This window comes from Sphingobacterium litopenaei, assembly GCF_014692495.1.
GTDB classification, from domain to species: Bacteria; Bacteroidota; Bacteroidia; order Sphingobacteriales; family Sphingobacteriaceae; genus Sphingobacterium; species Sphingobacterium litopenaei.
On the sequence record NZ_JACOIJ010000002.1, the window covers coordinates 71,559 to 84,737 of the forward strand.

Annotated in this window: 10 protein-coding genes; 8 read left to right on the forward strand and 2 right to left on the reverse strand. The window is 37.5% G+C overall.

Going from position 1 to position 13,179, the window contains the following annotated elements; all coding sequences use genetic code 11:
- Nucleotides 1-3 precede the first annotated feature (3 nt).
- The 7 genes from H8B04_RS01520 to H8B04_RS01550 all read left to right on the forward strand — a co-directional run bounded on the left by H8B04_RS01520 (nucleotide 4) and on the right by H8B04_RS01550 (nucleotide 10,378).
- Entirely contained in the window at nucleotides 4-687 is a 684-nt protein-coding gene (locus H8B04_RS01520) for a GDSL-type esterase/lipase family protein (protein ID WP_190301238.1), read from the forward strand.
- Between the two features lies 1 nt (nucleotide 688).
- On the forward strand, nucleotides 689-1,369 hold the full coding sequence (locus tag H8B04_RS01525) for a GDSL-type esterase/lipase family protein (protein WP_165289979.1): 681 nt from the start codon (nucleotides 689-691) through the stop codon (nucleotides 1,367-1,369).
- Nucleotides 1,369-2,301, forward strand: a complete 933-nt coding sequence (locus tag H8B04_RS01530; RefSeq protein WP_165289980.1) for a DUF4434 domain-containing protein — start codon at nucleotides 1,369-1,371, stop codon at nucleotides 2,299-2,301. The genes H8B04_RS01525 and H8B04_RS01530 overlap by 1 nt, the downstream gene beginning before the upstream one ends.
- Nucleotides 2,302-2,308: 7 nt before the next feature.
- Nucleotides 2,309-3,478, forward strand: coding sequence for an AGE family epimerase/isomerase (locus tag H8B04_RS01535; RefSeq protein ID WP_190301239.1), 1,170 nt, complete (start codon nucleotides 2,309-2,311; stop codon nucleotides 3,476-3,478).
- Between the two features lie 125 nt (nucleotides 3,479-3,603).
- The gene (locus H8B04_RS01540; protein WP_165289982.1) at nucleotides 3,604-6,630 is read left to right on the forward strand and encodes a SusC/RagA family TonB-linked outer membrane protein; all 3,027 of its coding nucleotides are present in this window, start codon (nucleotides 3,604-3,606) and stop codon (nucleotides 6,628-6,630) included.
- Nucleotides 6,631-6,672: 42 nt separating this feature from the next.
- Complete coding sequence (locus tag H8B04_RS01545; RefSeq protein WP_206366768.1) at nucleotides 6,673-8,562, forward strand: RagB/SusD family nutrient uptake outer membrane protein; 1,890 nt, start codon at nucleotides 6,673-6,675, stop codon at nucleotides 8,560-8,562.
- A 16-nt stretch (nucleotides 8,563-8,578) separates the two neighbouring features.
- Nucleotides 8,579-10,378 carry a DUF5018 domain-containing protein gene (locus H8B04_RS01550; protein ID WP_190301240.1) on the forward strand — a complete coding sequence of 600 codons (1,800 nt, stop codon included), beginning with the start codon at nucleotides 8,579-8,581 and terminating at the stop codon, nucleotides 10,376-10,378.
- A gap of 65 nt (nucleotides 10,379-10,443) precedes the next feature.
- Here H8B04_RS01550 and pth read toward each other — a convergent pair whose 3' ends face one another.
- Nucleotides 10,444-11,007, reverse strand: coding sequence for an aminoacyl-tRNA hydrolase (pth, locus tag H8B04_RS01555; RefSeq protein WP_165289984.1), 564 nt, complete (start codon nucleotides 11,005-11,007; stop codon nucleotides 10,444-10,446).
- A gap of 86 nt (nucleotides 11,008-11,093) precedes the next feature.
- Nucleotides 11,094-11,693: a 50S ribosomal protein L25/general stress protein Ctc gene (locus tag H8B04_RS01560; RefSeq protein WP_165289985.1), complete on the reverse strand. Its 600-nt coding sequence runs from the start codon at nucleotides 11,691-11,693 to the stop codon at nucleotides 11,094-11,096.
- Between the two features lie 234 nt (nucleotides 11,694-11,927).
- Here H8B04_RS01560 and H8B04_RS01565 point away from each other — a divergent pair, with 234 nt between their 5' ends.
- Entirely contained in the window at nucleotides 11,928-13,178 is a 1,251-nt protein-coding gene (locus H8B04_RS01565) for an ROK family protein (RefSeq protein WP_165289986.1), read from the forward strand.
- Nucleotide 13,179: the final 1 nt, after the last annotated feature.

Below are 13,179 nucleotides of genomic sequence, written 5' to 3' on the forward strand. Positions count from 1 at the left end.
GAAATGAAAAAAAACTTGTTTGCTGTCATATGTGGTCTTTTCGCACTAGCGCAAGTGAACGCACAGGAGGCAACTAAAGTAGATAGTAATTACATCTTTTCTGGATTCACGGAGAAGCTAGAGATGTTTAATAAACTCCCTGTTCGTAAAGGCGCAATTGTTTTTGTGGGGAATAGTTTGACAGATGCAGGCCGTTGGAATGATATCGCTCCTGAATTACCAATCTTGAATAGAGGAATTAGTGGGGATATTTCATTTGGCGTAGTCGCTCGTTTGGATGAAATAATCAGACATCAGCCCAAAAAAATATTTTTGATGATCGGTGTAAATGACTTGAAACGGGGAGTGCCTACTTCTTACATCATCAAGAATTACTATAGAATAGTAGAGAAGGTACAGAAGGAATCTCCAAAAACTAAAATCTACTTAAATAGCATTTTGCCTATCAATGAAAGCAAACTTATCGAGGCGTTTAAATCAGTGAAAAATACAGATGTCGCTATTTTGAATGCCGCATTGAAAAAGATTGCTGCCGAGAAAAAGAATATTCAATTTGTAAATCTTCATGAGATAGTAACGGACAAAAAGGGTCAGCTTCGGGAGGAAATTACACCAGACGGAATCCACTTGGAAGTTGCGGCATACATTGAAGTAGTAGATTATTTGAAAAAGATAAAGGTATTATAACATGAAATATTGTATTGCATTCATTCTTACGCTATTTGTGGGACAAGTTGCTTTTTCACAGAATACAAAAGATATGTCTCAAGACAGCACTTACAAAAATTGGTACTATGAGTCACGCGAAAAACTGTATCAAAACATAAAGAAGACTAAGGTCGATGTGGTATTTTTTGGTAATAGTATTACCGAGAGAGGACCTTGGCATGAGCTTTTTTCGAACTATAAAATTGCTAATCGTGGTATTGGAGGTGATAATACATTTGGGATGAAGGCGCGTGTAGCAAACGCGGTATCATGCAAGCCAAAGAAAATCTTTTTGATGATGGGAATAAATGATATCGGGCGGGGGCATGCTACATCATGGACATTGAAAAACTATGAAGAAATCATCAAAATCATTAAAGAAATAAGCCCCAAAACGAGGATATATATACAAAGTACATTGCCTCTCAACGAGGCTAAGATCCAATATGATTACCAACGCGGTAGAGAACAAAATATTAGAGCATTGAACGATGGTATTGTTCAATTGGCAAAAAAATATAAGGTGCAATATGTAAATGTAAAGGAAGTGTTGGCGAATGACTATGAATTGAAGTCAGAGTATACCAATGACGGCATACATGTCAACATTGACGCTTACCTGGCATGGGCAAAATATTTGAAAGATAAGAAGTATTTATAATGAGGATAACGGGAACTTTTATTGACGAGATAAGTCATGACATACCTCACCAAAACTGGGGTAGAGAAGAGTGGGATAGAGATTTCGCTCATATGAAAGCGATAGGAATAGATACTGTCATTTTGATCAGAAGTGGGTATAGACGTTTCATTACCTATCCTTCCGCATGGTTGCAAGATCAATATGGCTGTTATCAACCACCAGTGGATTTGGTAGAAATGTATTTGCAATTGGCCGAGAAACATGGACTGAAATTTTATTTTGGGCTTTATGACAGTGGCAAATATTGGGATACTGGTGTGATGCAACATGAAATCGATGCTAATCGATATGTCATCGATGAGGTATGGCAAAAATACGGGCACTATTCAAGCTTTGCGGGTTGGTACTTAAGTATGGAAATCAGCCGTCAGACTAAAGGAGCGGCAAGTGCATTCCGTATCCTAGGTGAGCAATGTAAAGGCGTAAGTGGCGGTCTACCTACTTTTATTTCCCCTTGGATCGACGGCAAAAAGGCGGTAATGGCTGCATCCTCGAATTTAACCAAAAATGACGTCGTGTCTTTGGAGCAACATGAAACAGAATGGAATGAGATTTTCCATGAAATCCATACTTCTGTAGACGCAGTAGCTTTCCAAGATGGACACATTGACTACCACGAGTTGGAGGACTTTTTTACAATCAATAAAAAGTTGGCGGATAAATACAATATGCAATGTTGGACAAATGCAGAGTCATTTGATCGTGATATGCCTATTAAATTTTTGCCTATCAAATTTGAGAAGTTAAAACTGAAACTGGATGCGGCGCGACGTGCAGGATACGATAAGGCGATTACTTTCGAGTTTTCACATTTTATGAGTCCACAGTCTGCGTATTTGCAAGCTGGACATTTGTACAATAGATATAAAGAATATATAGAAACGCTATAGATTGGTGATGGAAGAATTTGTTAAAAAATATAAAAGTGAATTATTAGAGAATGTACTTCCATTCTGGGAGAAATATTCAATAGACAAAGAATTTGGGGGATATTTTACATGCCTAGAGCGTGATGGCTCTGTGTTTGATACGGACAAATTCATGTGGCTTCAAGGCCGTCAGATTTGGACGATGTCTACCATGTACGACAAAGTGCAAGCCAAAGAAGAATGGAAATCGATAGGGGAACATGGTGCACGTTTCATCCTAGATCTTGGACGTGATGCGAATGGCCATTGGTACTTTGCCTTAGATCGTACAGGAAAACCTTTAGTGCAGCCTTACAACATTTTCTCGGATTGTTTTGCGACAATGGGATTAGCATCCTTGTACAAAATCACCAATAAAGATGAATACGCTCAAGTTGCAGTCGATACTTTCAACCGTATCCTGGAAAGACAGGGTAATCCAAAAGGAAAATACAACAAAGCTTATCCAGGTACTAGAAATCTCAAAGGCTTTTCTCTGCCTATGATTTTGAGCAATCTTTCTTTAGAGCTAGAACATATCGTGGGGACACAAACTGTAGAAAAGCTAATTGATGAAATCATCCACGAAGTGATGGAGGTGTTTTATCAACCAGAAAGCGGTTTGATTATGGAGAGTGTGCATTTGGATGGCTCTTTTTCGGATACCTTCGAAGGACGTTTGGTAAATCCAGGGCACATCATCGAAGCGATGTGGTTTATGATGGACTTAGCGAATCGCCGTGGAGATGCCAAATTGATGGATAAATGTATTCAAATCGCAATTCGAGCACTAGAATACGGTTGGGATCAGGAATTCGGAGGCATTCTATACTTCAAAGATATTTTAAACCGTCCACCACAACAGTTGGAGTGGGATCAGAAATTATGGTGGGTACATCTAGAAGCTTTGGTATGTATGGCTAAAGGCTATGCGTACACGGGTAATGAACAATGTAAAGCTTGGTTTGAGAAACTGGATGCATATACTTTTTCTAAATTCTCGGATCCTGTATATGGGGAGTGGTACGGGTATTTAAATAGACAAGGTCAGCCTTTATTAACTCTTAAAGGAGGAAAATGGAAAGGATGTTTCCATGTTCCTAGAGCATTGTATAAAATTTATGAAGCACTGGAATCTAAGGTTCCGGCTATTATATAGTATTGAATATCACTATTAAGACAATTTTTCTGAATGAATAATGTCTGCTTTATTCATTCAGAATTTCCAACTAAACTATGATAACAATTTATCAAAACCAAATTATCTAAATTAATGTATCTCAAATGAAAAACAGTGTCTTATTAATCCTAGCACTATTTACAGGGATTACTGTATTTGCGCAAGATATCATGTTGAAAGGTGTTGTAAAACACAAAGGAAATAAGGTATCAGGCGTGAGTGTTCTTGTAGAAGGTTCCTCGAGAGGAACAAGTACCAATGAGAAGGGGGAGTTCTCAATTAGCGTATCAAAAAATGAAACTTTGGTGTTTAATTTAATTGGTTACAACAAAAAGTCAGTTTTGTTAACAGGTCAATCGTTTCTTGAAGTCGAGTTAGAAGAAGTGTCTATCGATTTAGAAGAAACAGTAGTCGTAGGTTACAGTAGACAAAAGAAAGCCACCTTAACAGGGGCTGTTTCTGCTATTTCCGGTACCGAGCTAAAAGAAAGAAATGTAGCATCTCTTTCGAATGCTTTACAAGGGAAAATGCCCGGTGTGACCATTCAGCAAACTTCGGGACAACCAGGTGCTGACGGCGGTTCAATCCGTATACGTGGTATTGGCTCTATTAACTCATCTAGTTCACCATTGGTGTTGGTCGATGGTATTGAAATGGACATCAATCAAGTAGATATGAATGCGGTGGAATCAATTTCCGTATTGAAAGATGCTGCTTCTGCTTCTATCTACGGTTCAAGAGCATCAAATGGTGTAATCTTGATAACCACTAAAAAAGGTGCTGCTGGCAAAATCACAACTTCGTACAGCGGTTATGCGATGATGCAAAGACCTACAAGTATGCCTGATGTAGTATCAGCTTACGAATATTTGCAAGCTGAATTAGACGCTTGGGACAATGCGGGTATCTCGGTATCACCAAGTCAACGTGAACAGCAAATACAATTGATCGAAGATCAAAAGAAATATAAACCAGATAACTGGAATCGCTACGATACAGACTGGAAAGCGGAAACAGTAGAAGATTTCTCGTTGATGCACAACCATAACCTTTCCATCGCAGGAGGTAGCGACAAGTTGACTTTCTTCGGTTCAGGTTCCTACTTGAAACAAGATGGTCTAATTCCTAATAATAATTTTGACCGTCTAAATGTGCAATTAAACGCGGATGCTAAAGTATTGCCTTGGATGACTTTGGGATTAAATACTATTGTTCGTGAATCTAAAACTTTAGAGCCAGGTGCTAGTACGCCAAAAAGCATTATCAACAAATCATTATACATGTTGCCTACATTATCTGCAGCCAGAGAGTTAGATGGATATTGGGGATACGGTAAAAATGGTGACAATCCTACTGCTTTAGCGTATGCGAGTGGTACAAAAAATGCGCGTACGAATGAAAGAGTGTTGAACGGATCAGTAACTATTAATCCAGTTGAAGGATTGGAATTAATAGGTCAATATTCTAACCGTAGAGTGGAAGGTAGAAATACAAACTTAATCTTACCTTACAAAACATCTCTTCGTGGTAATTTATTAGGTATTTATCCAGCACAAGATAACTTAACAGAAAGCTGGAGCCAAACTATCCGAAACTATTACCGTACACAAGCTTCTTACGAGAAATCAGTAGGTAATCACTTCGCAAAATTCTTGGTGGGTTTCCAAGCTGAAGATCACAATTCTACTTCATTCTTCGGAAGCAAACAAGGTTTTGATTTAGAAAGATATTATTTGGATAATGGGGATGGTGCAACAGCTACTTCAGGTGGTGGTGCCAGCAGCTGGGCGATGCAGTCAGGTTATGCTCGTGTGAATTATACTTTTGATGATAAATATTTGGTAGAAGCATCAGGTCGTTACGATGGTTCATCACGTTTTACTCCTGAAAACAGATGGGGTTTCTTCCCCTCAATTTCTGCAGGTTGGGTAATTTCGAAAGAATCGTTTATGGAAAAAACTTCAGGTGTGATTAATTTCTTGAAATTAAGAGCTTCATACGGTTTATTGGGTAACCAAGAGATTGGTAACTATCCTTACACGGCTACTATCAATACAGGTTATGGTTATTATTTAGGTGATGGCAAAGAGTTAGTACCAGGTGTTGCACAAACAACATTGTCTAATAGCAATATCAGCTGGGAAAAATCAGAACAATACAACGTTGGTTTAGATTTAAATGTGTTGAGCAACAAATTGTCGTTGACAGCAGATTACTATGTTAAGAATATCTATGATATGTTGTTGACTTTTGCGCTTCCATACTATGCAGGTATGCAACCAGCGTACACTAATGCAGGTGATATGGAGAACAAAGGTTGGGAAATAGCTTTGGCGTACAAAAACCAAATCAACGATTTCAAATACAATGTAACTGTTTCAGTAAGCGATAACCGTAATAAAATCACTAACCTTAATGGTTTAAATTCTCAAGATAAATCCATGATGGAAGGTTATCCAAATAATGGTATTTGGGGGTATTTGTCAGACGGTTATTACCAAGATTGGGATGATGTAAATAGCTCTCCAAAATTGAGTAACGCAGCACGTCCTGGTTATATTAAATACAAGAAAATCTTTGAAGGTGAAGGCATAGACCCTAAATTAATTGATTCTAGAGATCAAGTTTATTTAGGTGATCCATTTCCGCACTACGAATACGGTGTTAATATCAATTTAGCCTACAAAAACTTCGATTTAACAACATTCATCCAAGGTGTGGGCGAGCGTTCTACTTTCATGAGTGGTGTAGGTTTGAAGCCTTTTGCTAATGGTTCCAATTTATTCAGACACCAATTGGATTATTGGACACCAGAAAATCCAAATGCAGCTTATCCGATTTTGGTTCCTGAAGCAAACTCAGCAGACAACTTCGTAAGATCGGACAAATGGGTGAAAGATGGTTCATATATGCGATTGAAAAATGTGGTTTTAGGATACAACTTCCCGAACTCTATCTTGAAAAAAGCAAACTTCAGTAACCTTCGCGTATATGTAAGTGGTCAAAACTTATTTACGAAGAGCAATTTCTATAAAGGATATGATCCTGAGGTTTCTTACTCAGGTAGCGTAGGTGGAGAATTTTATCCTGTTATGCAGACCTATACATTAGGCGTGGACTTCAAGTTTTAAACCTAAAAAACAGACTGGATTTTGATTTTAAAACCGTGTATTATGAAACTAATAAGAAACAAAACGTTCAAAAAATATATTTTCGCTATCTGTAGTATGGGTGTCTTGGGTGCAACTACTATAGGATGTAGCAACTACTTGGATAAGGAACCTTTAAGTGATTACTTATCCTCCAATTTTTACAACAATGAAGGTGCTATTAAGCAGGGTGCAAACGGATGTTACCAACGTCTGAAAATGAATCATACCAGCAGTAGCAGTAGTAATATTCCATTGTCAATTCTTTGGGATATGTATACGCCTTTCGGAATTGAGCGTGCCGATAATGCTTCTATAGGCGCTGGGACTTTAGATTTACGTTCTAATTTCACTATTGAATTTATATGGTCTACCTTATACACTTCTGTAGCGCGTTGTAATACGGTATTATCAGGAGCTGAGCCTTATATCAATCAGTTGAATGACAATTCAAAGGTATTGTTGGCAGAGGTAAAAGTATTGAGAGCACATTACAATATGCAGTTGGTAAGTTTGTTTGGCGATGTACCTTACTTCACAAAACCTGTGACGGATGAAGAATTGCGTAACGCAACACGTCAACCTTGGCAAGAAGTGGTAGATGCTATTATCCAAGATTTGGATGAGGCTGCTGCTGTATTGCCTTGGAAGAGCAATGAGTGGGGACGTGTAGACAAAGCAGTAGCTTTAGGCTTAAAATCGCGTATTGCCTTATATGCAGGATCATGGAATAAATTTGGACATGGCTTAGACGCGAAGAAAGATGCAGCAAAAGCTACAGAATACTTCAGAATTTCTGCTGAAGCTGCAAAACGTGTGATTGACGAAGGCGGTAGGACATTAGCTCCAAACTATAATGATTTGTTCACTCGTGTTGGTCAAATGAAGCCTGAGGTAAAAGGAGAAAACATGTTCTTCATGATGTTTTCTGACTTTGGTGATAAGAGTACACACTATATGTCGTTAGGTGAGCAGGTGCGTATGATTGGTCAAAGTGGTCGTTTCCCTACGCAACAATTGGTGGATACCTACGAAACAATCAACGGTAAGCGTATTGATGAAGCTAACTCAGGTTACGATCCTAAAAAGCCTTTTGTAAACCGTGACCCTCGTTTGAAATATACAATCTACACACACCAAGATACTATTATCGGTAATACAGGTAGCAACAAATTAAAATTCTTAATGGAATTGTATAAACCTGAAACCAAATCTTGGGATGCTGCAGGCAATGAGAAAATGGTTACCAATACAGATTATACTGGTTCGGTAGCTCAATACGGATATGTACAAAGTGGGGTAGGCTATGCATGGCGTAAGTACAATCATTTTGATGATGAAGGTTCAGCTATCCCAACATATAATATCATTCTGATGCGCTATGCAGAAGTATTATTAAACTATGCAGAAGCAAAAATTGAGATGGGTGAAATGGATGCTACAGTGGTAAATGCAATTGACCAAGTACGTGCTCGTGTAGGTATGCCAGGAATTTTACAGGCTGATCCATCACGTGCAGGTAACGAAGCAAAAATGCGTCAGATTGTACGAAGAGAACGTAAAGTTGAGCTAATTAAAGAATCACTTTATTTCTTTGATATGCGTAGATGGAGATTAGGTGGCATCCAAAATGCTGAACCTACGTACGGTTATCCATTAGCAACAGGTGTAGTAGCAGGTCAAACATATCCTGATGGTTACACACAGGTTACACCGGATATGGTTCCTTCTTACGGAGGTACTGGTTCAGAAAGAGATCTGAATGATGTGGCTAGCTATGCAGCATATGCAGCAAAACTTCGTGTAAGAGATAGAAGCAGAACATGGGAAGATAAATTCTATTTGTGGCCAATTCCGCAAACGGAAATTAACAAATGCCCTTGGTTGACGCAAAACCCTGGTTATGGTAACTAATTTTTAAGATTATTTTATGAAAACGATATTAAATATTAATAGTTTTTTATTTGGACTGGTGATGCTTTTCATAGCATCATCCTGTTCAAAAGAAAATGAATTGTCCCGCGAATACCAAGATGTTAAAATCGTCGGTGTAAAAGTGGATAATCAATTGTATACGCCGACTTATTCTGAAGACCAAACGGTAGTAACACTTCCGGCAGGTCGTGATCTTTCGAATGTGAAAGTGGAATTGTTGGTGGTGAATGGCTCAGTAACCGATTTTGAGAACAACAAAGAATACGATGTACGCAAACCTATCAATGTATCTCTGGAAGGTCTTAATGGAAAAAATGCAAATACAACATTGAAAATTGTATCGGCTCCATTGTTATCTACTTTTATTATTGAAGGATTAAACATTCCAGCTTCTGACATTCATTCCAGTAGCAATTCCTTAATCGTTCAAGTACCTCAAGGTACAAACTTGAAAAACTTGAAAGTAACGATGGAATTCTTGAACGGTACATTATTAGATTTCGTTTCTGGTCAGGCCAAAGATTATACGAATCCAACGTCTTTTCAAGTAAAAGGCGTAGATGAAGCTACGGTATATCCTTTCGAATTTATTATTACTACGGAAATTGTAGGACCAGCAACGATCAAAAGTTTAACGATTAATGGTGTTACGACTGATTCTGTACAGATATCGACAGGAAATGTGGTTACTCCTTTTGTGCCATCGTTGGTAGATTTCTCAAAATCAAATGTGACGATTGAAGCTGGTTTCGGTAATAAAATCGAAGCGGGTTTCACAGGTACAAATCTGAACTTATTATCTGGTGCTAACAAAGTAAAAATCACGGGTTCTGATGGTGTAGAAAGAGAATTTACAATAGCAGTACCTAAATTATCATTGAAACCATTATTTACAAAAGCATACAGTGCATTTGGCTTCCCTGATAATGATTTGGTAGGTGTTGCGTTCAGTGGTAATAATATTGTGGTTTCAAATTACTCAGCTACTGCACCAACTGTGGTAGGTCCTAACTACTATAACTTCTCTGGGCAACATGTTGGAACTTTGGATAAAGCAGATATCAAAGCTGTACACAGTTTCAGAAAAATTGCGTCGGATTCAAAAGGCAAATTATTATTAGTAGATTTAGGTATCAACGATGCGACTCATGTCGTATATAAATGGGATAATCTAACTTCTAAACCAGTTCCATATTTCAGCTATTCGAAAACAAGTCTTGGATTTAGCTATGTGCCACGCTCTTCGGGTATTAGTATTTCGGGAAGTTTGGATGGAGATGCAACTATCACCATCGGTATGGCACAAAAAACAGATCTTTTGGTATGGACTGTTAAAAATGGCGTATTAAACCCTACTCCTCAGAAATTAACTTTACCTATTACAAATTTAGGTTACTATTGGGCAGCAGAGCCGCTTCCTAATGGACAGCCAGGATATGTAGTAGCAGCAGTAGGTAATACATTCTCTGGTATTATTTCGACAAACAATCTTTTGGCGGAGAATTTTAAATTATCTGGAATTTCTACCTCTGATTGTAAGGTTATTGCTTATGAAGGCAGAACTTACTTAGCGTACACTGCATATGTTTCAGGTAGAGGTGCGGTATTACGTATCTGTGATATTACTAGTGGCGAAGTAGCTGGCTTCTCTACTCCGATTTTAGACGATTTGATTCCTTCTACCAATCCAAATGGAAACTTAACAATGGACGTAGATATGACAGTTTACAATGGTAAATTATATGCTGTATTCTCTTGTACTAACATTGGAATGCGATTGTATCAATTAAATTAACATTCATACTCCAAACAGAAAAAGCCACTTTGAAAAGTGGCTTTTTCTATATTTTAAAAAAAATCTTATTTCGTATTCAAATTTGTCATTGTCAAGTTGATGCCAATGCTAACAAATGAATGCACCATTTTGACACTGTGTTCAATTAATGCAGGTAATTCTTTTTGTTCTTCTTTGTCAAAGGGTCCTAATACATAGTCTACTTGTCTGCCTTTAGGATAATTATCACCGATGCCAAAACGAAGTCTAGGGTAATTTTGTCCTCCACACAAAGCTTCAATGGATTTTAATCCATTATGCCCTGCCGCAGAACCTTTTGGTTTGATGCGCAGTGATCCAAATGGAATAGCGAGATCATCAACAATAACCAATATATTATCTATAGGAACTTTCAATTGTTGCATCCAATAATTGACGGCCTTGCCACTTAAGTTCATATAGGTGGTTGGTTTTATGACGTAGACATTATGCCCGCGCATTTTGAATTCTGTATAGTAGGCATGTTTCAGAAGAGACCAAGTAGTGCCAGCTTGTTTAGCTAGTTCATCTGCCACCATAAACCCTATATTATGCCTTGTGTCAGCATATTCACTGCCTATATTTCCAAGACCAACGATCAAAAAATTCATGCTACAAAGGTAAAAAATGATTTTATATGCAACGAAAAAAGGGCATCGATATTTCGATGCCCTTCATTTTTGCGACGAAGCAAAAATTATTTTTTCTTACCGCCTTTAGCAGCTTTAGCAGCTTCTTGCTCTGCTTGACGTAATGCACGTGACATGATTACTGATACGATAGTATCGTCAGCGTTGTTTAATACTTTTGCGTTCTCTAATTGAACTTGAGCTACGCGGAAAGATTTACCAACCTCTAAAGATTCCATAGGAACTTCGATAACTTGAGGAATGTTTGTAGGTAATGCTTTAACGCGTAATTTACGTAATTTTTGAACTAATTTACCACCCATTTTAACACCTGGAGAAGTACCAGTTAATTGAATAGGGATATTTAATGATACTTCTTTATCATCAAATAACTCTAAAAAGTCAATATGAGTAACTAAATCAGTTAATGGATGGAATTGAGCGTCTTGAACGATAGCTTTTACAGTTTTTCCTTCGATGTTTAATTCTACGAATACTACATCTGGAGTGTAAAGAACTGGTTTCAAATCAGCTGCGGATACAGATAGGTGAGTTTGAGTAGTACCACCGTAAAGAACTGCAGGAACTTGTCCTTGGTAACGCAATTCTTTTGCATCTCTTTTCCCTACGTTCTGTCTTACAGAACCGCTAATAGCAATTGATTTCATTTTGATAATTTTAAAAATTGAGTTGCAAAGATAAAGAATAATTCTTTCATTTCAAGGTCTTATTTTACTAATTTATCTATTAGGGAACTATATAAGTTCTTGACTTCTATTATTTACCAAAATTTGCTAACCCCAGAGCTGACTTGATTAAAATTTTTAGTAAAGTTTTTGTTATACCATAATTTTTTTTCGTTTGTTCATTTTGTTTGATTATTTTTGAGTATAACCTACTTTATGAGTTTACTAGAAGATTTGTTAGAAGAAGTTCGGGCAGCAAAGACAACGATAACACGAAAATCAGCTTTAAATAAAGTGAAGCTGATGAGGACGTTATTCGACAAGGAAATGTTGACGTTGGGCGATCTTGTTCAAGACATGGGATTGAGTTTTCCTACAATGAATAGTCTGGTCTTAGATTTGCATCAGCGTAAAATGCTTGTGCCTAAGGATAAGGGAGAATCTATTGGGGGAAGAAAACCAGTTCTGTATCAAATCAATGATGGTATATTCAATGTATTGTGTGTGGAAATAGAGCGATTTGCAGTGCGCATGGTCGTGATGGACAACAATAATAATGTGTTGTTCGAGCCGAAGTCTTATCCATTTGAAATAAGTACACAAGAAAGCGATATTGAGGATTTGGTTCAAGTTATACTCCAATATTTTGAAGATAGACATATTGAAGAACAAAACATTTCGGCAATAGGATTGAGTATGCCAGGCCTCATCAATTTTAAAATCGGAACTAACCAAACATTTTACAGTAACAATTCCTTTAATATCTCAGACTATTTAAAACAAAAATTTGGGAAGCACGTTGCGATGGTGAACGATGTGAAAGGCGCGGCCATCAGTGAATTGGCTTATGGTGCAGCACAGGATAAAGAAAACGTATTGGTCATCCTAATGGATTGGGGAATAGGATTAGGAATTATTATCGATGGAAAAGTCTACATGGGTAACGAGGGCTTTTCGGGAGAAATGGGACATATGGTCTTTGTAGATGAGGGAGAATTATGTTATTGTGGAAAAAGAGGTTGTCTCGAAACTATCGCTTCCGGAGTGTATTTGGTTAATCAGGCTCGCGCTGATATTGAAAAGGGTGTTCCGACCTTATTAAAAAACCTAAAAAATCTTGCTGATCTTCAACCTCAACATATTATTCAAGTAGCAAATCAAGGTGATCAATATGCGATTGATTTAATTGCCAGCTTGGGGAATAATTTAGGAAAAGCGATTTCGTTACTTATACAGATTCTAAATCCTGAAGCGGTAGTGTTAAGTGGAAAATTTGCTAAAGCGGGATCTTTAATTACGATTCCAATTCAACAGAGTCTAAATAAATATACAATGAATGCCATTCGACAAAAATGTGAGATACAATTGTCTTCATTGGATGACAATGGCTATGCACAAGGGCTAGTGCGATACACAGTAGAAGATTATTTTAAAAATAATCTGGTTACTTTAAATATGAATAACTAAC

Bases quoted from the DNA above. Each gene is read 5' to 3' on its own strand.
- H8B04_RS01520 (WP_190301238.1), top strand. From the start codon at position 4: ATGAAAAAAAACTTGTTTGCTGTCATATGTGGTCTTTTCGCACTAGCG.
- H8B04_RS01525 (WP_165289979.1), top strand. From the start codon at position 689: ATGAAATATTGTATTGCATTCATTCTTACGCTATTTGTGGGACAAGTT.
- H8B04_RS01530 (WP_165289980.1), top strand. From the start codon at position 1,369: ATGAGGATAACGGGAACTTTTATTGACGAGATAAGTCATGACATACCT.
- H8B04_RS01535 (WP_190301239.1), top strand. From the start codon at position 2,309: ATGGAAGAATTTGTTAAAAAATATAAAAGTGAATTATTAGAGAATGTA.
- H8B04_RS01540 (WP_165289982.1), top strand. From the start codon at position 3,604: ATGAAAAACAGTGTCTTATTAATCCTAGCACTATTTACAGGGATTACT.
- H8B04_RS01545 (WP_206366768.1), top strand. From the start codon at position 6,673: ATGAAACTAATAAGAAACAAAACGTTCAAAAAATATATTTTCGCTATC.
- H8B04_RS01550 (WP_190301240.1), top strand. From the start codon at position 8,579: ATGAAAACGATATTAAATATTAATAGTTTTTTATTTGGACTGGTGATG.
- pth (WP_165289984.1), bottom strand. From the start codon at position 11,007: ATGAATTTTTTGATCGTTGGTCTTGGAAATATAGGCAGTGAATATGCT.
- H8B04_RS01560 (WP_165289985.1), bottom strand. From the start codon at position 11,693: ATGAAATCAATTGCTATTAGCGGTTCTGTAAGACAGAACGTAGGGAAA.
- H8B04_RS01565 (WP_165289986.1), top strand. From the start codon at position 11,928: ATGAGTTTACTAGAAGATTTGTTAGAAGAAGTTCGGGCAGCAAAGACA.